This window comes from Streptomyces sp. NPDC054796, assembly GCF_053611545.1.
The window spans coordinates 254,245-274,552 of record NZ_JBSHAO010000001.1 but is presented as its reverse complement, the minus strand read 5'-3'; the positions used below and the strand labels follow the sequence as shown (position 1 = coordinate 274,552).

The 20,308-nt window shown below is 68.2% G+C and carries 16 protein-coding genes; 9 read left to right on the top strand and 7 right to left on the bottom strand.

Annotated features, from left to right (window positions below):
• Positions 1 to 41 precede the first annotated feature (41 nt).
• The gene (locus ACWGJ2_RS01230) at positions 42 to 953 is read left to right on the top strand and encodes an aminoglycoside phosphotransferase family protein (RefSeq protein WP_453343811.1); all 912 of its coding nucleotides are present in this window, start codon (positions 42 to 44) and stop codon (positions 951 to 953) included.
• A 101-nt stretch (positions 954 to 1,054) separates the two neighbouring features.
• Here ACWGJ2_RS01230 and ACWGJ2_RS01225 read toward each other — a convergent pair whose 3' ends face one another.
• The 7 genes from ACWGJ2_RS01225 to ACWGJ2_RS01195 all read right to left on the bottom strand — a co-directional run bounded on the left by ACWGJ2_RS01225 (position 1,055) and on the right by ACWGJ2_RS01195 (position 10,067).
• A complete protein-coding gene (locus tag ACWGJ2_RS01225; protein WP_453343810.1) occupies positions 1,055 to 3,025 on the bottom strand; it encodes an ABC transporter ATP-binding protein in 1,971 nt (656 codons plus the stop codon).
• The gene (locus ACWGJ2_RS01220) at positions 3,022 to 5,031 is read right to left on the bottom strand and encodes an ABC transporter ATP-binding protein (protein ID WP_453343809.1); all 2,010 of its coding nucleotides are present in this window, start codon (positions 5,029 to 5,031) and stop codon (positions 3,022 to 3,024) included. Before ACWGJ2_RS01220 ends, ACWGJ2_RS01225 begins: the two co-directional genes overlap by 4 nt.
• Positions 5,031 to 5,900, bottom strand: a complete 870-nt coding sequence (locus ACWGJ2_RS01215; RefSeq protein ID WP_453343808.1) for an FAD binding domain-containing protein — start codon at positions 5,898 to 5,900, stop codon at positions 5,031 to 5,033. The genes ACWGJ2_RS01220 and ACWGJ2_RS01215 overlap by 1 nt, the downstream gene beginning before the upstream one ends.
• An 81-nt stretch (positions 5,901 to 5,981) precedes the next feature.
• Entirely contained in the window at positions 5,982 to 6,488 is a 507-nt protein-coding gene (locus ACWGJ2_RS01210) for a (2Fe-2S)-binding protein (protein WP_453343807.1), read from the bottom strand.
• 69 nt (positions 6,489 to 6,557) lie between these two features.
• Positions 6,558 to 7,181 (bottom strand): FkbM family methyltransferase, encoded by a 624-nt coding sequence (locus ACWGJ2_RS01205; protein ID WP_453343806.1) that lies wholly within the window; start codon positions 7,179 to 7,181, stop codon positions 6,558 to 6,560.
• A gap of 231 nt (positions 7,182 to 7,412) precedes the next feature.
• Positions 7,413 to 9,746, bottom strand: coding sequence for a xanthine dehydrogenase family protein molybdopterin-binding subunit (locus tag ACWGJ2_RS01200; RefSeq protein ID WP_453343805.1), 2,334 nt, complete (start codon positions 9,744 to 9,746; stop codon positions 7,413 to 7,415).
• A 27-nt stretch (positions 9,747 to 9,773) separates the two neighbouring features.
• On the bottom strand, positions 9,774 to 10,067 hold the full coding sequence (locus ACWGJ2_RS01195) for a hypothetical protein (protein ID WP_453343804.1): 294 nt from the start codon (positions 10,065 to 10,067) through the stop codon (positions 9,774 to 9,776).
• Between the two features lie 433 nt (positions 10,068 to 10,500).
• Here ACWGJ2_RS01195 and ACWGJ2_RS01190 point away from each other — a divergent pair, with 433 nt between their 5' ends.
• From ACWGJ2_RS01190 to ACWGJ2_RS01155, 8 genes are all read left to right on the top strand, one after another.
• The gene (locus ACWGJ2_RS01190) at positions 10,501 to 11,739 is read left to right on the top strand and encodes a hypothetical protein (protein ID WP_453343803.1); all 1,239 of its coding nucleotides are present in this window, start codon (positions 10,501 to 10,503) and stop codon (positions 11,737 to 11,739) included.
• Between the two features lie 40 nt (positions 11,740 to 11,779).
• Complete coding sequence (locus tag ACWGJ2_RS01185; protein ID WP_453343802.1) at positions 11,780 to 12,934, top strand: hypothetical protein; 1,155 nt, start codon at positions 11,780 to 11,782, stop codon at positions 12,932 to 12,934.
• 46 nt (positions 12,935 to 12,980) lie between these two features.
• Positions 12,981 to 14,126, top strand: coding sequence for a hypothetical protein (locus ACWGJ2_RS01180; protein WP_453343801.1), 1,146 nt, complete (start codon positions 12,981 to 12,983; stop codon positions 14,124 to 14,126).
• Positions 14,123 to 15,064, top strand: coding sequence for an NAD-dependent epimerase/dehydratase family protein (locus tag ACWGJ2_RS01175; RefSeq protein WP_453343800.1), 942 nt, complete (start codon positions 14,123 to 14,125; stop codon positions 15,062 to 15,064). Before ACWGJ2_RS01180 ends, ACWGJ2_RS01175 begins: the two co-directional genes overlap by 4 nt.
• Positions 15,065 to 15,109: 45 nt before the next feature.
• Complete coding sequence (locus ACWGJ2_RS01170) at positions 15,110 to 16,495, top strand: NDP-hexose 2,3-dehydratase family protein (RefSeq protein WP_453343799.1); 1,386 nt, start codon at positions 15,110 to 15,112, stop codon at positions 16,493 to 16,495.
• A 26-nt stretch (positions 16,496 to 16,521) separates the two neighbouring features.
• On the top strand, positions 16,522 to 17,511 hold the full coding sequence (cs1, locus tag ACWGJ2_RS01165) for a clavaminate synthase Cs1 (RefSeq protein WP_453343798.1): 990 nt from the start codon (positions 16,522 to 16,524) through the stop codon (positions 17,509 to 17,511).
• A gap of 12 nt (positions 17,512 to 17,523) precedes the next feature.
• Positions 17,524 to 18,474 (top strand): Gfo/Idh/MocA family protein, encoded by a 951-nt coding sequence (locus ACWGJ2_RS01160; RefSeq protein WP_453343797.1) that lies wholly within the window; start codon positions 17,524 to 17,526, stop codon positions 18,472 to 18,474.
• A 70-nt stretch (positions 18,475 to 18,544) separates the two neighbouring features.
• Entirely contained in the window at positions 18,545 to 20,215 is a 1,671-nt protein-coding gene (locus ACWGJ2_RS01155) for a carbamoyltransferase N-terminal domain-containing protein (protein WP_453343796.1), read from the top strand.
• The last annotated feature ends 93 nt before the right edge of the window (positions 20,216 to 20,308 follow it).

Sequence of the window (20,308 nt, the reverse complement as noted above, 5' to 3'; positions counted from 1 at the left end):
CACTACGGACGCACTTGCGTCACAGCACTATAGTTGCGGCCGTGACCGACACCGAAAATGACATCACCGCAGATCTGATTGCAGAGTTGCTGCGCGAACAACACCCCGACCTGGCCGGCTTGCCGCTGACGCTCGGCGCCCGCGGCTGGGACAACCAGTTGTGGAGGCTCGGCGACGACCTCGCGGTCCGGCTGCCCTGGGCCACGGAGGACGCAGACGAACTGCTCCTCAAGGAATACGCCCATCTGCCGGGCATGGCGTCCCAACTCCCCTTGCAGGTGCCGGTTCCGCAACGTCTGGGCCAGCCTTCCGAACGATTCCCGCGCCCTTGGATCGTCACCACCTGGGTCCCCGGCACACCGGCCGACCGCGCTCCCGCGACGCGCGGCGACGAGGCAGCCGACGCCTTGGCCGCTTTCCTCAAGGCCCTGCATCAGCCCGCGCCCGACAACGCGCCCGTTGGCCGTAATCGAGGAGGACCGCTGGCCGACGCTGACGACGGCTTTGAGTATTTCCTCAAAGAGACGACGAATCGCGGGTTGATTCCCCAACCGGATACCGTGCGCGAGATCTGGAAAGACGCGCTCGCCGCACCTGCCTGGTCAGGTCCGTCCATGTGGCTGCACGCGGACTTGCACCCGGCCAATCTTCTGACACGAGACGGCACCTTCTGCGGCGTGGTCGACTTCGGCGATCTGTGCGCCGGAGACCCGGCATGTGACCTGGCGGCCGGCTGGCACGTACTGCCGAACGGGGCCATCGACCGTTTCCATCAGAGTTACGCGTCGGCTGCTGACGCGACCCTGCGCCGCGCTGCCGGGTGGGCCGTGCTCAAGGCACTCGCGTGCCTGCTCATCGGCGACAATGGTGTCCATGGCCGCACGGGCGGCAAAGCCACGTGGGGGCCACCGGCGGACGCAGCCCTGCAGCGCCTCACCGCGGCCCATTCCTGAGGTGAGGTAGTCGCGCCGGCGTCGCGAGTGTCGGTCACGAGGAGTTCAGCAAGTCGCTCCCCTGACCGGCCCCGCGACTCACGGCGCCAGGCCCGCCGTCTTCAGGCCACGCTGTCCCGCCACGCCCGGTGCAGCTCGGCGAAGCGGCCCCGCCCGGCGGCGAGGTCCGCGGGAGAGCCGTCCTCGACAACGCGGCCGTCGGCCATCACCAGCACCCGGTCGGCGATCTCCACCGTGGACAGGCGGTGCGCAATGACCACCGCGGTACGGCCGTGCAGTACGGTCCGCATGGCCTGCTGCACAGCCCGCTCACCGGGAATGTCCAGCGAACTCGTCGCCTCGTCCAGGATCAGTACGCCCGGGTCGGCCAGCAGGGCGCGCGCGAGACTGACCAACTGGCGCTGGCCCGCCGAGATCCGGCCACCCCGCTTGCGTACGTCCGTGTCGTACCCGGCCGGTAGCGCCGCGATGAAATCATGCGCGCCGATCGCCTTCGCGACGCGCTCGATCTCCTCCCGGCCGGCGTCCGGACGGCCGATTGCGATGTTCTCCGCGACCGTGCCGGAGAAGAGGAACGCCTCCTGGGTGACCATGACCACGCCTCGGCGCAGATCGGCGCCGGACAGTTCGCGCAGGTCCACCCCGTCGAGCAGGACCCGGCCACTGGTGGGGTCGTAGAAGCGGGCCAGCAGTTTCGCGAGGGTGGACTTGCCCGCGCCGGTGGGACCGACGACGGCCACGGTACGCCCCGCCTCCAGCGTCAGGCTGAAGCGTGGCAGGACCTCGCCACCGGTGCGATAGGCGAAGCGTACGGAATCGAGCACCAACGCGCGGCCGGGGCCCTCCCCGCGAAGCGGAGGCAGCGCGACGGGCGCCTGTGCCTCGGGGACCCCGGGGCGCTGGGCGAGCAGTCCGGCGATCTTCTCCAGGGACGCAGCCGCCGCCTGATAGCTGTTCAGCAGTACGCCCAGCCGGTCGATGGGGTCGTACAGCCGCCGCAGATACAGCGCGGCCCCGACCAACGTCCCCAGCGCAAGGGCGCCGGAGGCCACCCGGTAGGCGCTCCACAGCATCAGCACAGCCACAGCGGTGTTGGCCACCAGACGGGAGGAGGCCACGTAGCGTGCCATCTCCAGGGACGCATCACCGCTGACTTGTTCCTGTCGCCTGTTCAGCCCGGCGAACTCCACGTCGTTGGCGTGTTCGCGACGGAAGGCCCGCACCGGGCGGATGCCGTTGAGGGTTTCGGAAAACTTCACGACGACGGCCGCGGTGGCCGTGGACTTCCTGCGATAGGCGCGCATCGAGCGTTGCTGCAGGGATCGCACCAGGAGGGCGAGTAGCGGCGCGGAGAGGAGTGCGGCGGCACCCAGACCCCAGTCCAGGTACAGCAACATCGCCCCGATATAGACCGTGGACAGGCCGATCGCGGTCAGTTCCTGCAGGCCGTTACCGTTGTTGAGCAGCATGCGCAGGTTCTCGACGTCGGCGGTAGCGCGGGAGATTAGGCGGCCCGAGGTGTAGCGCTCGTGGAAGTCCAGGCTCAGGGCCTGCGAATGCCGGAAGATGCGGGTGCGCAGCTCCAGGAGAGCGTCCTGGCCGAGGCGCCCGGAGAGCTGGATGAAGCCGTACTGCAGCACACCGGTGACCGCGGCGCACAGCAGATACGCCGTCGCCACGACCAGCAGCGGACCCGTGTCGTCGCGCCGGAGAGCGGGTACGGCCCGGTCGATGGCGAACGCGACCAGCAGCGGGCCCGCCTGCACGGCTGCCTGCTGCAACAGGATCAAGAGGGCTGCCGCCCCCACCTGGCGGGCATGCGGGCGCAGCAGTGAGCCCAACAGGGCCCGGGAGGCACCCTTGGGCGTGGGCAGCGTGTCTCGGTCGAAAGGGTCGTCAGAACCGGGCCCAGAGTCAGGGGTGGCGTCGACCATGCGCGTGGCGTCGGTCGAGGCTTCGGCGGCAGCAGAGGTGTCGGCGGTGGTTGCGGTGCCTACGGGCTCGGTCCCCGTGCCGCGACGCTGCGGGCCGTCCCGCCCGTCCGCCTGTCCGGTGGTCGCGCTCGTGCTCATCGGATGCCGTCCTTCTTCTTGCCTCGCACGCTGGTACGGACCTCTGGGCCGGTCGACGCAGTCACGGTGCTGACGGCCGCGGAGGGCGCGGGCCACGCTGGGCCGCCCGACATCAGGGCCGCGTACTCCGCGCTGTCCCGCAGCAGTTCGTGATGGGTGCCGATTGCGGCGATCCGCCCACCGGAGAGCAGCGCCACCCGGTCGGCGAGCAGGACCGTGGACGGGCGGTGCGCCACGACCAGGGCGGTGGTGTCCGCAAGAACACGCCGCAGCGCCGCCTCGACCATGGCCTCGGTCCGGATGTCCAGCGCAGAGAGGGGATCGTCCAGGATCAGATAGCGCGGCTGGGCGACGACTGCGCGGGCGAGCGCCAGCCGCTGCCGCTGGCCGCCCGAAAGGCTCAGCCCCTGCTCTCCGACCTGGGTCCGGGGGCCGTGCGGGAGCGCGGACACGAACTCGTCGGCCTGGGCGACCTCCAGAGCCCGCAGCAGGTCCGTGTCCGTCAGCCTGTCCCCGCCCATCAGGACGTTCTCGGCCACGGTCGTGGAGAAAAGCGTCGCTTCCTCGAAAGCGACGCTGACCAGCGTCCGCAGCTCCTCCCGCGTCAACGACGTGATGTCCCGGCCGTCGAGCAGAATCCGGCCACCGGTGGGCTCGTACAGGCGCGGCACCAGCGCGGTGAGCGCCGTCTTGCCGCTACCCGTTGCGCCGACCAGGGCCATGGTCTCACCGGGTCGGACCCGCAGGTCGACACCGCGCAGGGTGGCCGGGGCGGCGCGCGGGGCGTCCGGGTAACGGAACTCCACGTCTTCGAAGGCTAGTTCACCGAGCCCTGCCGGGATGTCTTCCCCCGCTCCGGGCGTCCCTGCTTCGACCGCTCGGCCGCGCGTCTCTTCCGCGCCGCGTACCGCCACCTGCGTTGCCGCTCCTGCCGTTGCCGACGTTGTGGCAGGCTCCTTCGGCGCCCGGTGTACCGCTTCTGCCGCCGTGACCGCTCCCGCTCCTTCCCGTTCCGTGGGCTCGTTCATGACTTCGAAGTAACGCTCGGTGGCCGCTGCCGCCTCGTTGCTCATGGCCAGCAGGAAACCGATCGACTCCGTCGGCCAGCGCAGCGCGAGGACCGTGGACAGAAACGCAACCAGCGTGCCCGCCGAGAGCCCGCCATCGGCCACCTGCACCGTGCCGAGCACCAGCGTCGCGCCGATGGCGAGTTCCGGGAGCACAGTCATGACTGCCCAGAGCGCGGCCATCAGCCGCGCCTTGCGCAGCTCGCTCGTACGCACCTTCCGGGCTAGCGACGCAAAGGCGCGAGCCTGGCTATGGTGGCGGCCGAAGCCCTTGACGATCCGGATGCCCAGAACCGACTCCTCCACCACCGTGGTCAGATCACCCACTTGGTCCTGGGCCTGGCGTGAGGCGACCAGATAGCGCGCCTCGAAGACGGAGCACAGCACCACCAGCGGCACCACCGGGGTCAGCAGCACCAGCCCCAGGGTCCAGCGCTGCCCCAGCAGGATCATGAAGCCGATGAGGATGGTCAGACCGTTCACCACCAGGTAGGCCAGCGGGAAGGTCAGGAACATCCGGATGACGTTGAGGTCGGTCGTGCCACGGGACAGCATCTGGCCCGAGGACCAGTGGTCGTGGAAGGACATCGGAAGCCGCTGAACGCGCCAGTACAGGGCGCCGCGCAGCGACGCCTCGACTCCGGCCAGCGGGCGTGCCACCAGCCAACGTCGCAGCCCGGACAGCCCGGCCTCGGCCACCCCGAGCACCAGTAGGAAGACGCCACCCAGCCAGACACCGCCCGGGTCGGCCTCGGCGACAGGCCCGTCCACCATCCACTTGAGCACCAGGGGGATGACCAGCGCGGCGCAGGAGGCGAGCAATGCCACGGCCACCGATGTGAACAGCCGTCCGCGCACCGGACGGACGTACGGCCATAGACGCAACAGGCTTTGTACGGGCCGTTGAGTCGAGGCGGCCTCGGCGGGCGTACCGGTCATCAAGAGCACTCCGTTCCGGCTGCGGTGAGGATGGCGCGGCGCGTCAGCACCCGGGCCAAGTGGGCCCGGTAGGCCGACCGATGGTCTGGCCCCGCTGACAGCGGCGCGGTGCACTCGACCGCCGTCTCAGCGGCCCGGCCCACGGCCTGCGCCGTGGCGTCCGCGCCAGCCAGGGCCGCCTCGGCGGCGGACGCCCGCAGCGGGGTGACGCCCATGTTGGCCAACGCGATACGCGCCTCAGCGATACGGCCGCCCTCGCGGCGTACCGCCACGGCCACGCCGACAAGCGTGGCCGTCTGCGCGGAGAGATGGAACTTCTCGTAGTGGCAGCCCCAGCCCTCTCCCAGCTTGGGTACATGGATTTCGACAAGCAGTTCGTCGGGCTCCAGTGCGGTCGTCAGATGGTCGATGAAGAACTCGGCGGATGGGATGGTGCGCCGCCCGCGCGGGCCCTGCGCGACCAACTCGCCGTTCAGTGCCAGGACCACCGGCGGCAGGTCGCCGACCGTATCGGCGTGCGCGACGGAGCCGCCGAGGGTGCCGCGGTGGCGAACGGCCGGGTCACCGACCATCTTCGTCGCAGCGGCCAGCAGCGGGACGTGGTGCCTGACCAGCTCGTCGTGGAGGATGTCATGGTGAGTGGTCATGGCGCCGATGACGAGCGCGTCCGCCGTCTCTTGGACGCCGCGTAGCTGCGGCAGTCGGTTGATGTCGACCACCAACCGCGTGGAGGCACGCCGTAACCGCAGCATCGGCAGCAGGCTCTGGCCGCCGGCCAACACCTTCGCCTCCCCGCTGCGCTCCGCGAGCATACGGACGGCCGTCTCAACGCTCTCCGGGCATGCGTAGTCGAATGCCGCAGGGATCATGCTGCCCTACCTTTCCACTGGACTTCCGGGCGCCCAGAAGGCACGGCCGACCCGCGGTCACCGGGGCGGGGGCCGGGGTGGTCATGCGCACGCCTCGTCCCCACGCGTGGTCGGTTCCGCCGGGGCTCTCTGCTCAGCAGCCACAGCGAGCACGGCCTTGACGATGTTCTGATAGCCGGTGCAACGGCAGAGGTTACCTTTCAGCGCACGCCGGACCTCCTCTGGACCGGGCTCGGGGTTGTGCCGCAGCAGATCACGGGCCGCCATGATCATTCCGGGGGTGCAGTAGCCGCACTGCAGGGCGTGGTGCTCGTGGAAGGACCGCTGCAGCGGATGCCACTCGCCGTCCCGTGCGAGCCCTTGCACGGTGGTCACTTCACCGCCGTCCGCCTGCACCGCCAGGACCGAGCAGCTCTTGACGCTCGCCCCGTCCAGATCGACGGTGCACGCCCCGCAGTTCCCGGTGTCGCAGCCGCTCGACGTGGCGGTGAGGCCCAGCCTGTCCCGCAGGTAGTGGACGAGGAGGAGCCGGGGCTCCACCTCATCCTCGTACGTGGTGCCATCCACGTGCACCGAGATGCGGTTCATCTGATCTCCCTCAAGGAAGGACGAGCGGCGCCGATGGAATGCGGCCGAGGGGGGCGGCGTGCGCTGGCTTCAGCTGTCGCTGTGGGCTTCAGCGACCGGGGCCCGAAAGATGCCGTCGATCATCAACATCTGGCCGGTCGTGTCGTCGCCGCTGTGGTTCTGCTCCAGGGCGACCGCTGAAAAGCCGTGGTCGTTGAGGAAGTTGAGCACCTCACGGAACGTCGGTGCGCCGTGGTGCATGTCTACCAACGACAGTTCAACTTCGAGCAGTGCGATGCGGGAGAGGACTGTCCCCGCGCCCTCCAGGGCGGACAGTTCGGCGCCTTCCACGTCCAGCTTCAGGTACACCCGGCGCCCGTCGCAGCCCAGTTCGTGCCAGAGCGAGCGGAGCGACCGCATCGGAACCAGCTCCGTACCGGCCGCGACGTCCTTGGGCCACACGCGGGAGTGCAGCTCGGTCCGCCGGAAGACCGACGAGCCGAGCGACGTACGGGTCAGGTGCAACGGGATTTCGCCGTCCTTGGGCCCCAGTGCCACGTTGTGGCAGTGCCAGTCGTCGTCCGACCGGGCGGCTTCGACCAGGACACCAAATGTCTCGGACGCCGGCTCAAACGAGTGGATCTCCCCCCGGAAACCACACTGACGCATCCACTTCGCGTACTGACCGCCGTTCGCACCACCGTCGATCACCACGTCGATGTCCTGGAGAAGAAGGCACCGCCGTTTCTGAGATGTCATCAAGTTAGTGGTCTGCGGCGGGAGGTCCCGTACCTCGCGTGGTGCTGGACGTGTCATGACGGCCTCGCTCTCAGCATGAGGGTGGGTGGGGTCGCGGCCCGTGGACACCAGGGGAATGACGTGCCGAGCGGGGCTGGACTCCGGCCCGGCGCCGAGGGCCGGAAGCGCTCTCCTGGCCACAGGCCGTCATCGCCGAGACCGGCACGCGTCGCCCGCTTCCCTGATCGCCGCCCAGACGCGGTCCGGCGTCAGCGGCATGTCGATGTGCCGGACGCCGAGGTGAGCGAGCGCGTCGACAACCGCGTTCTGCACCGCGGGAGTGGAACCGATCGTCCCCGCTTCGCCGATTCCCTTGACGCCGAGGGGGTTCACGTCCGTGGGGGTCTCGCCGGCCTCCAACTCGAAGTCAGGCAGATCACAGGCAGCGACGACCCCGTAGTCCCCGAGCGTCGCGTTGAGCGGGATGCCGTCTTCGGCGTAGCGCACCTCCTCGAACAGCGCCTGGGCGACGCCTTGCGCGATGCCGCCCTGGCGCTGCCCTTCGGCGAGGGCCGGGGTGAGGACCGGCCCCGCATCGTCCACGGTGACGTGGCGGAGCAGTGTGGTCCTCCCCGTCTCGGTGTCGACCTCGACGACCGAGAGGTGCGCGCCGAACGGAAACGTCGGTCCGTTCGAGTCGAATTCGGCCTCGGCGCTGATCACGGTCTCGGCGTGCTTGACCATCTGGGCCCAGGTGAGGGCGCGGCCCGGGCTGCCTGCCGCGTGCCAGGTGCCGGAGCTGGCCTCGAACGTGACGTCGGACATCCGGACCCCGAGGAGTTCGGCAGCGTACCGCCGGGCCTGGCTCCTCACGTCGGAGGCGGCCTTGAGGACCGCGGAACCGCCGAGCTGCAGGGACCGGCTTGAGTAGGTGCCGACGGCCTTCGGGATGAGGTCGGTGTCCCCGTGTACAACGGTGATCATGTCCAACGGGATACCGAGCTCGGCCTCGACCAGGACCGCCCAGGCGGTGTGGTGCCCCTGCCCCTGCGCCGAGCTGCCGGTCAGGACCGTGGCCTGCCCTTTGCCGTCCACGATCACCTTGGCGGTCTCACCACCGCCGCCAGTCATCTCCACGTACACGCAGAGACCGATGCCGAGCACGTTCACGCACCCGCTGTCCCTGCGGGCAGCCTGCTCCGCTCTGAGCCGGGGGTAGTCGGCGGCCCCGAGGACCTTGTTAAGGGCCGCCTCATACGCACCGGAGTCGTAGCGGACCCCCGTTGCGGTGCGGAACGGGAAGGCGTCCGCCGCGATGACATTGCGGCGGCGGACCTCGGCCGGATCCATGCCGATCTCGGCGGCGAACAGGTCCACCGCGCGCTCGATGGCGGCCGTGGCCTCCGGTCGGCCCGCGCCGCGGTACTTGTTGACCGGGGTGGTGTTGGTGACGACAACGCGGTATCCGCTCTGCACGTGCGCAATGTCGTACACACCAGGTGCCATCGTGCAGGTGACGGGAGCGAGGGTGCTGGTCCGCGCATAGGCGCCCGCGTCCTGGACGACGTCGAGACGGTACGCCGTGATCGTGCCATCACGTGTGCCGCCGAGCTTGACGCGATTGAGCTGGGCACGGCCCTGCGTCATGGCAACGAGGTTCTCGGCGCGGCTCTCCGCCCATCGCACCGGGGTTCTCGACTTCCAAGCGGTCCAGGCGACGACGATGGCATCCCGGTCGATGCCGATCTTCGCACCGAAGCCGCCGCCGACATCGGGGACGATCACCCGGATCGCCTCGGGCGGGATGCCGAGGGACGCGGTGAGGGTGCTCCGACAACGCTGGGCGTTCTGGCTGCTGTGCCAGACCGTAAGCCGCGTACCGTCGAATACCGCCGCAGTGGCACGGCACTCCATCGGGACGCAGGCCACCCGGTGGTTCACGATCTCTCGATCGACGACCACGTCCGCTTCGGCAAAGATCGCGTCGTCATAGCCATCGCGGTCACGCTGATCGACGATGTTCGTCCCGGCCTCTTCGTACAGGAGCGGCGAGTCGTCGCGCATCGCCTGAGCGGGGCCTACGACGGCGGGGATCTGCTCGTAGTCCACGTCGACGAGATCCGCGGCGTCCTGGCCGTCGTACTGCGAGTGGGTGAGCACGACCGCGACCGGCTCCCCCACGAACCGGACCTTCTCCCCGGCGAGCAGGGGCTCGGCGAAGAGCCCGTTGCCGTTCTCCGACTGCCGGAACGGCTGCGGTGCGGGCAGGTCGTTCAGGTCCGCGGCCGTGTAGACGGCCGTCACGCCGGGGTGGGCCTCCGCGCGAGATGTGTCGATGCCGGTGATGACTGCATGCGCAACGGGGGAACGCACGAAGGTCACGTACGCCGCCCCCATGAGTTCGGGGACCCGCAGGTCGTCGACATAGACGCCGCCCGAGGTGAGCAGCCGCGGGTCCTCCACTCGGTTTACTCGGGTGCCGAATACGCAGGCGTCGGTCAGCTCGCCAATGGACGGTGCGTGCTTTCCGCTGCCAGCCATGTCCCTCACTTTCTCAGCACCCGGCTCTCAGTCAGGGCGTGCCGCATTCTTGTCGACCTTCTTCTTCACTTCGTGCTGCAGGTCGAGGCCAGCCATTTCGGCAATGCTCGTCGCGTAGAGCACGACATCGGCGAGTTCCTCCCCGAGGAGCTCTTCCCGCTTCCTCCACGCAGTGAAGGCCGTGGCCGCGTTTTCCTGGAGCATGCAAAACTCCAGGGGCGTATCGGTGGTGTTGTAGCCCTTTCGTACCTTGTTCTCCCAGACGAGTCGCTGCAGCGAACTGAGGTCCATGCATTGCTCCCAGCGGTCGAGCGCGCTCACTCATTGGAATGCGGACCAATCGTCCCGCCCGAGCCGTCACCTTGCCTAGTGGCCCTTCGGCCACGGGGGATCGGCCAGCCCTCTAACGTCTTCCCGGACAGCGGATCGACTGCGGACCGGTGGCAGGGCGCCAGCCCGAAGACGAGCGGCCATGCGGGCCGGGACGATCCGCCAATGACGAAGAGTCGGTAGACGAGTCGCGATACACCTCAGCAGACTAGAGATTGCACCAGAAAAGCACGTACGTTAAATGCGGCGTACACAATCAGGACCTCAACGAGGCACCCCGGTGGAAAATCGAGTCTTCGAGCGTGATGAGGCGCGGCGGCGATGGCCTGCCGGTCACACCGTGCCACCCCTTTCCGGAGCCGAACGAGAGACGTAGCCCATTGACTTCGAATACCGCAATAGACGCACTTTCGGGAACCATGAGATGACTGACATCAGGGAGCTCCGCAAGGTTGTCGAACGGTTCCGCGCCCAGGAACGGAAGGCAGCGGAAGCCGTCAATCTCGTGCCGAGTGAGAATAAGCTGTCGCCGCTGGCTCAAATGCCGCTCAGCACCGACTACTACAACCGGTACTTCTTCAATGACCAGCTGGACCCTGGCTTCTGGCAGTTCCGCGGTGGCCAGGAAGTTGCCGAGATCGAGACGGAGCTGGCACGCGGCCACCTGAGCCAGCTCGCCCGCGCTCCGTACGTCAACGAACGGCCCATATCAGGACTTTCGGCCATGATGATGGCCATGGCGGGGCTCGGCGGGAAACCGGGCGGAACGGTCGTCTCCGTCGACGCCGCTTCCGGCGGGCACTACGCCACCGCCGACATGGCGCGTCGGCTCGGCTTCGAGTCGGCCACCGTTCCCGTCTCCTGCGGCCGGGTCGACGAGCAGCGACTTGGGCAGGTCCTTCGCGAGCGCGCACCCGAACTGGTCTATCTGGATCTGCAGAACAGCCGCCACGAGCTGGAGGTGTTCCGCGTCGCCGAGCTCATCGAGGCACACTCTCCGCGTACGCTCCTGCACGTCGACTGCAGCCACACGATGGGTCTGGTCCTCGGTTCCGCCCTGAGCAACCCGCTCGACGCCGGGGCCCACACCATGGGCGGTTCCACGCACAAGACCTTTCCCGGGCCGCACAAGGGTGTCCTGTTCACCCGAAGCCCCGATCTCCACCAGCGGGTCAAGGACGCCCAGTTCACAATGCTCAGCAGTCACCACTTCGGCGAGACGCTCGCCCTGGGGCTGGCCGCTGCGGAGTTCCGTCACTTCGGCCAGGCATACGCGGAACAAGTGATTGCGAACGCGCGGCTGTTCAGCAAGCTCCTCGCGGCGGACGGCTTCGACGTCACCACCGACGAGAACGGCCACGCCACCAGCACCCACCAGCTCTGGGTGACGATCGGGGACGCGGAACAGACCGACCGCTTCTCAGAGTCCCTATACGACCACGGCATCCGGGTCAACGTCCAAGTGGACCTGCCCGGCCTGCCCGGCCCGGTGCTTCGTCTCGGGGTCAACGAACTCACCTTCCTCGGCGGACGCGAGGCCGCCGTCCACGCACTGGCCGAGGAGTTCGGCCATGCGCGGGCCGGCGTCCTCCGGGACGGCCAAGGCAGCCGACGGGTTCACGAACAGTACGGCCCCCCCTACTACTTCGCTGAGTTCTCCTGACACGTCGTCGTTCTCCTGACTGGATGGTGCTCGAAGAGCAATGACCGACCAACCCATCGTCGTCATCGACGCAGGTTCGTACTCCTTGTCCGAGACCTCCATCGCCGGTACCGGCCAGCGCCTTGCGGAGATCGCCCAAGTCCTCAGCCGGCACTACCGGGTACGCGTCCTCACCCGGCCTGCCGCCGATACCGTCGACCTCGCCGCCGCGGAACAGGTGGCGCTGGGAGAGGACGCGGCACGGGCCATCGCGACGGCCCACGCCGTCATGTTCTTCGACACCCCGGACCGGGGCCGGATCGAACTCGCCGTCGCCCACCACAAGCTGATCATCGGCGAGTGCCGGGCACCCATCGAGCACATGAGCTTTCCGTCGGTGCTCGCGTGCGCCGACCCGACCGGCGAGCACCAGCGGTTCCTCGGCACGTACCGGCGCCTGCTACAGGTGACGCACCACTTCCTGTGCCGCTCCCAGGTCGAGCGGGCGGCGCTCCTGTCGACGCTGTGCGCGTTCGGCCGGACAACGCCCGACGACATCGCGCGGTCCGCGACGCTGGACCACCTGATCAGCACCGTGCCGGTCGGGTTCAGCCGGCGCGGCCTGGAGTCGGCGGACGCCACCGAGCCGGTCCACATGGCCGATTTCCTGTGGACCGGCGGCATCTGGGCCTTCTTCGAGCCGCTCATGCTGGTGGAGGCGATGGCGATACTCCGGGACCGGGACGTGGACGCCAGCGCCGCCTTCCTGCACGCGGCACCCACCGAGGACACTGGCTCCACCATCGCCGAGGTGCGCAGGGCGATCCACGGTCTCGAACTCGGCGACCGAGTCCACCTGCACACGCAGCCCCTCGCCTTGTCCCAGCGCGACCAGTACGTGAAGGCCGCCCAGGCGTACGTCTGCATAGCCAAACCGGGCGCCGAGAACGAGACCGGCACCCGGCTGCGGCTGCGCGACACCTGGCTGCACGGTATCCCCACCATCATCGACCCCCACGGGATCTCGGGCGATCTGGTCGCTCGCGAAAACCTGGGAGTCGTCCTGCACGAGCCCAGTGCCAAGAGCTTGGCCGACGCGCTGCAGCAGGTGAAGTCCGGCGCCGTGGGCAAACCCGCACGACGCATGGAGCGGCTCTACGAGAAGAGCATGGTCCCCTTCATCACCTGGCTGGACAAGGAATTGCGCGGTGAATGAGTTGGAATTCCCTCCGAATGCCGACCGACGAACTGGGAGCCACATCATGGAGTACCAGGATCTCGGCGTCGCACCCGTCGTCAGCGCACAGGCCAACTCAACCCCGCTGGGTGGCTGCACTCTCAGCGACGGTGTCATCGAGGCCATGAGCAACGCCGCACGGTTCCACGTCGACATGGACCAGCTCTGGCGGACCGCGGGCAGCTACCTCGCCGAGGTGACCGCCAGCGAGGATGCCTGCCCGGTCATCGGGGCAGCCGCCGGCATGGCGATCGCTGTGGCCGCCTGTGTCGCCGGGACGGACGGCCTGCGCGTCCAACGTCTGCCCGACCCCGGGGACCGGCCCAACGAGATCGTGCTGCAGAAGGGCCACGCCATCAGCTACGGAGGCGCGCCCCTCGCCCAGATGATCGCGCTGGGCGGCGGCCGGGCCGTCGAGGTGGGCGCCGTCAACGAGACGCCCCGAAGCCACGTCGCCAATGCCATCACTCCACGGACCGCAGCCCTGGTGTACGTCACCTCCCGCACCCACGCGGTCCACCGCAAGGGAGTCCCGCTCGACGAGCTGGTCGCCATTGGCCGCGAGCACGGCGTCCCGGTGATCGTCGACGCCGCAGGCGAAGGGGATCTGCGGCGCTGGGCGGGGAGCGGCGCCGACCTGGTGATCTACAGCGGACCCAAGATGCTGGGAGCGCCCACCTCGGGGTTCATCTGCGGGCGCAGCGAACTGGTCACGGCGTGCCGGGCGCAGTACTCCGGTATCGCCCGTCCCATGAAGGTCGGCAAGGAGAACCTGCTGGGGCTGCTCCAGGCCGTCCGGGAGTACACCGCCGTCTCGGAGGAACAGCGGGCCGCGGAGCAGCTCGAACGGATGACCAAGCTCGCGGCCCGGCTGGACGCCCTCCCCGGTCTCTCCGCTCGCACCGTCCAGGACGACTCCGGGCGCACGATCTACCGAGTCCTGCTGACGGTCGACCCCGCCGCGGCGGGGCGCAGCGCCGTCACCCTCGCCGAAGAGATGAAGGCAGGCGTTCCGTCCATCTATCTGCGGGACTTCAAGCTGCATCTGGGCCATCTGGAGGTCGACCCGCGCGCGCTCAGCCCCGACGGCGAGGAGTCGGTCGTACGACGGCTGGAGGCACTGCTGTTGGACCGCAGTGACACACCGACCGGCAGGAAGGCCGCACGATGACACGGCTCACGATGATCGGCGCGGGATTCCTGGGCAGCGCGCTGGCCCGCGGCGCGGCGCGGCGCGGCTGGAACGCCACCGTGATCAGCCGTTCCGACCCCTTCGCCACCCGGGACGCGGATCCCGGGCCGGGTGAGATCCGCCTGCTCTCCGGCGAGGGCGCCGACCGTCTGCCGCAGGCCCTGGAGCAGGGCGTGGACGCCATCGTGATCGCCGCGGGAGGCCGGTTTCCGCTGCCCTCGGCGGCGGCGCCCGCGGCCGACGCCATCGGGACACTCTCGCTGGTGATCGAGCTCTGCGAGAAAGTCCGCTCGCTCAGCCCCGGCACGAGGATCGTCTTCCTCTCCTCCGCCGGTGCCGTGTATGCGCCCGCCGACGAGCCGAAGCGCGAGTCGGACCCCGGGCAGCCCACCTCGCCGTACGGGATGTCGCGGCGGATGGGCGAGGAGTACATGGCTTACTACCGGCGCGTGCACAGCTTGTCCACCCTTTCCCTGCGCTGCGTGAATGTCTACGGCCGTCTCCTGCCGCAGTCGCGGGGGCAGGGTGTGGTGTCGGCGGCATTCTGGAGCGCCCTGACCGGGGCTCCCTTTACGCTCCACGGCGACGGGCGGCAAACCCGGGACTTCATCCATGTCGACGACTTCGTCACGGCGACGCTCGACCTCATCGACTGCGGCCGGGACCTTCCCGGGACGGTCAACATCGGTACCGGCACGGGCAGATCCATCGCCGACGTGCTCCACGCGGTGAGCACCGCCACGGGCTCCCCGATCGCCACCACGCGCGGCCCCGACGCCCACACCGACACCGGCAACCTGGCGGTCGACCTGTCGGTGCTGCGCAGCCTCATTGACTTCGCACCGCGCAGCCTCGATGCCGGTATCGACCTCATGGCACGCGACATCGCCGCCGACGGTGCCCTCCAGACTCTGTGACCCCTCGTCGCACTCCATCGACGTAGCTTGGAGGAGAGCTGCTTCATGCCCACCAAGGTGAGTCTTACGAATGGATTCCTCTCCTCGTCCACGACCCTGAGCACCGCGGAGACCCAGGACTCCGACGCCTTCCTGGAGAAGCGATCCGCGTTTTCCAGCTTCAGCGTCGAACAGGTTCCGTTGACCGCGCTTCCCGACTGGCGGCTCGACGACCGTCTCCAGCACGCGTCGGGCCGGTTCTTCTCGGTGGAGGGGCTGACCATACGCACGAATTTCGGGCCGGTTGCCCAGTGGCGTCAGCCGATCATCGTTCAGCCGGAGATAGGCATCCTCGGAATTCTCGTCAAGCGCATCAACGGTGTTCACCACTTCCTGATGCAGGCGAAGATGGAGCCAGGCAACAGCAATCTGGTGCAGTACGCCGCGACGGTGCAGGCGACGCCCAGCAACTACCAGCGGGTGCACGGCGGCCGGTCCACCCCGTACCTGGAGTACTTCCAGGAACACGCCGGACGGCGCATCGTCTTCGACCAGCTCCTCTCGGAGCACGCGTCCTGGTACCTGCACAAGCGCAACCGCAACATGATCGTCGAGCTTTCCGAGGACGAAGACGTCGAGCTGGCCGACGACTACACATGGCTGACGCTTGGTCAGCTTCGTCACCAGCTCGCACAAGGCAACCGCGTGAACATGAACGCCCGCACGGTGCTGTCCGGCATCTCGTACGCCGCGGAGGGCGACCCAGAGTCCTATGGTGACATCCAGGACACCTTTCACCGTCACGCGGTCGAGTCACACGCTGCGGGCCGCACGAACGCCGACGTCATGGCAGCGACCACCTGGCTCATCGACCAGAAGGCAAAGTACAGCCTGGACGTGAGGCGGACCAGCCTGCGCGACATGGACGAGTGGGTGTGCGGCGAGGACAGCATCCGTCACCGCGAGGGCCGCTACTTCCAGATTATCGGGCTTTCGGTCGCGGCGACGAGCCGGGAGGTCGGCACGTGGTGGCAGCCGATGCTCGAACCGACGGGCGGCAACGTCGTGGCCCTGATCTGCCAGCGCCGTGAAGGAGTGCTGCACTTCCTCGTCCAGGCCATGGTCCAGCCCGGCCTCACGGACCGGATGGAGCTCGCCGCGACGGTGCAGCTAACCCCGGGAAGCTACCGCGGTCCGCAAGAGGTCCCCCCGCTCGCGGAGTACCTCGACGCACCGGAGTCCTGGATCCGCCTCAAGACCGTGCAGTCGGAGGACGGCGGTCGCTTCTCCCACGCGGACACGACGCACGTCATCGTCGACGTCCCGGAGGGGCACACGGTCGACGCCCCGGACAACTACCGGTGGATGCCCCTGGGCCTGCTCAATCGCCTGATCCACACCGGCTATTACGTCAACGTCGAGGCACGCAGCCTCCTCGCCTGCCTCCTCTGACCCCACACCGAAAGGAGAGCCGTTCCGTGTCTTCCTCGACCACGTCTTCCTCGACCATCGACTGTGCTCCGTACCGGGAAGAACTGCTCGACCTCGCCTCCACTCTGCCGGAGGTACCACGGGCGGACCTGTACGCGTTCTTCGAGGACGCGATGCGGCTGGCCAAGCGGCTGCCGCGGGAACTGCGCGACGGCCTGGACGAGTTCAACGCCAGCGGAAACCGGGACGGCTACCTGCTCCTGCGGGGCCTTCCCGCCGAGCCGGACGATGAGCTGCCGACCACGCCCACCTCCAGCCCGCCGCCGGAGGACCGGCGCCTGCTCAACATGGAGGCCATGCTCTGCATCGTCGGCGGCAGGCTGGGGCTCCTCACCGCGTACGACCAGGGTTACGGGAACCGCCGCTCCATCACGGTCCTCCACGAGCTGTACCCGACGCCTGAGGCCCACCACCTCTCGGGGGGAACCTCCGAGACGCAGCTCGAATTCCACACGGACCTCTCGCATCACGCACGCCAGCCGAACTACATCCTCCTCTCTTGTTCGCGCGGCGACCACGAGGGCAAGGCCGCTACCCTCGTCGGCTCGATCCGCAAGGCACTGCCGCTCCTTAGCGAAGAGATGCGTAACCACCTGTTCGACAGGGTGTTCACGCGGCGCTTCGACGCCGCGGACCCTGAGGCCATCGCCCGCGTCAAGCCGCTGTACGGCGACAAGGACGACCCATACGTCAGCTTCAACCGGTCGTTCCTGACCGCGGAAACCCCCGAGGACATCGTCGCCCTCGACGTGCTCTCCGCAGCCCTGACCGAGGTCACCGAGGCGGTGCTGCTGACCCGGGGTGACCTGCTGATCATCGACAACTTCCGGACCGCCCACGGACGGGCCCCGTTCACCGCGCGCTGGGACGGCAAGGACCGCTGGCTGCACCGGGCGTACGTCCGCACCGACCGCAACGGCCAGCTGTCGGGCGGCGAGCGGGCGGGCGATATCGTGCCCTTCACCGCCCGTCGTTGACCCCGTCGCGTCATGGAACTCCTGCTGATCGGCATGTCGCGGTTCGCCCGGCGGCGCGTGCTGCCAGCCGCCGCGTCCCTCCCCGAGATCGAGACGGTCAATGTCGTCACCGCGCACGCGGACGCCGCCACGCTCGCGCGCGTGCCGAAGCTCGGCACGGTGTACACAGACTGGAACGAGGCGCTGGCCGTCGCCCGCCCCAGCTTGGTCTACGTCTCGCTGGTCAACGGCGACCATGCACGCGTGGTGCGCTCCACTCTCGACCACGGGCATCACGTGGTGGTCGACAAGCCAGCCCTGCCGGACCCGCACACCGCTGAGGAATTGGTGTCGCTGGCCCGGTCGTCATCGCTCGTCATCGCGGAGGCCACCTGCTACACCTTCCATCCCTTGTTCGCGGCGGTCGAATCCGTCCTCGCGGACCTCGACGCCGAAGTCACCCAGGCGTTGGCGATGTTCACTCCCCCGGTTCCGGCAACCGACTGGCGGTACGACCGGGCGCGGGGCGGCGGAGCGCTGCCGGACACCGGTCCCTACGCGGTGTCCCTAGGCCGTGTGCTGTGGGGGACCGAACCCGAGCGGATTGACGCCGTCGTGGGCGATCGCACCGCCGACGGGCTGGAGACGTCGTACAGCATGCTCGCGTGCTACCCCGGCGGTCGGACCGTCGTCGGCCAGTTCGGTTTCACGACCCGCTACCAGAACACGGTCCGGCTGATGGGAAAGGGGATCACGATCGAGATCGAACGGCCCTTCTCCGCGCTGCCGGAGGCGACGGTCGACCTGCGGATTCAGGCCGGGAACCAGAGGTATGTGCACACCGTGGAGCCCGCCGACAGCATGCGGCTGTTCCTGTCCGAGGTCCTCGCGGCGGCGGAGAAGGGGGCACAAGGTTTCGCTGTCCCCCTCCTCAGCGACGCCCGGGCCCTTGCTCGTCTCACGCAGGCGACAGCGGCCCCGTAGCCCGGAGTTCTCATTTCTCTCTTACGCGCCAGAACTTCGGCGCGACGTCAAAGTGCCTAGAGGGGCGTTAATGATCATCTGTGGTATCAAGTTGACGCATGATGGCGCGGTTGCGGTCATCGAGGACGGTCGCCTCCGGTTCAGTATCGAGGCCGAAAAGATAGACAACGGCGCCCGATACAGCACACTGGGAGACCTGCGTCGCGTGCTCGACCTTCTTGCAATCGAGGGACTGTCACCGGACGATGTCGACCAGTTCGTGATCGACGGCTGGTACACAACAGGGGCGAATGGCGACCACGCCATCGCCCTCAAGAACGGCGATCTGCCGGTGGAACTCGCTGTTGCTCCCTACTTGGAAAGCTCCGACGAAGAAGGGCCACTACGGCGGCATCATTTCAACAGTGACGGCTTCGAGGGTGGCTTTGGCTATGCCAGCTTCAATCACGTGACCAACCACCTTCTTGGCGCCTACTGCTCGAGCCCCTGCGCCGCACGCGGCGAGGACGCGCTCGCCCTGGTGTGGGACGGAGGCATCGAGCCTCGTCTGTACCACGTGCGGGCCGCCACCCGCGAGGTGACGTTGGTGTCCGTTCTGCTGCCCATCACCGGAAACAGCTTCGCGAACTTCAGCGGGCAGTTCGCCCCCTACGCGGCCGACCTCAGCGGCCTGACGCGGGACGAGGTACTCCGCCATCGCCTATCCATCGCGGGCAAGGCGATGGCATACGCTGCGCTGGGCACACCGGAGCCGGACGCCTTCCCTATCCTCGATGACCTCATCGCCAGTTTCCCCAGCGCCCAGATGGAGAACGCGCGGGTTATGGGGGCGAAGGTCGCTTCGAACCGGGACGAGTTGATGCCGGGCATGTCCGATGCGGACATCATCGCCACGTTCCAGGACTACCTGGGCACGCGTCTACTGGACCGGCTCGCCGCGGTAGTGCACAGCAGGTTCCCCAACCAGCACCCCCACCTGGTACTCGGCGGCGGCTGCGCGCTCAATATCAAGTGGAACACGTTGATGCGCGCGAGCGGCCTTTTCCGGTCGGTGTTCGCCCCGCCGTTTCCGAACGACGCCGGAGCGGCCATCGGCACAGCGGTATGCGAGTCGTTCCACCGCGGAAACCTCTCGCTGGAATGGGATGTCTACAGCGGACCCTCGCTCATCGCTGGCCCGGCCCCCGACGGGTGGCAGACACGACCTTGCGACGAGGTGCAGCTCGCGCAGCTGCTCCACACCGAGGGCGAACCGGTGGTCGTTCTATCGGGCCGTGCCGAGTTGGGCCCGCGCGCCTTGGGGAATCGGAGCATCCTGGCCCCTGCCATCGATCCCGGGACGAAGGACCAGCTCAACGCGATCAAGAATCGAGCCGGCTACCGGCCGGTGGCTCCGATCTGTCTGGAGTCCCGCGCACCCGAGGTATTCACGCCGGGCACCCCAGACCCCTACATGCTGTTCGAGCATCAAATGCGGCCTGGTTGGGCCGAGCGCGTTCCGGCAGTCGTCCACCTGGACGGTACCGCCAGGCTTCAGACCGTCCCCGAGCACAGCCGCACGGCTGCTGCCCGCATTCTTGCCGCGTACGAGGAAATCAGCGGCATTCCGGTGCTCTGCAACACCAGCGCGAACTTCGAGGGGCGAGGCTTCTTTCCCGACGTGGCATCCGCCGCCCGATGGGGAGGGACGCGTCACATATGGTCAGAAGGCATGCTGTACACCAATTCCGCAGCAAACTGACGGACGCGGACGTATCGAAGTGGGCCGGATGTCGATGTGCGGCATGCGCCATAACCGAAAGGCACGGAAGACCGGCGGGCTCCTTGACGAGCC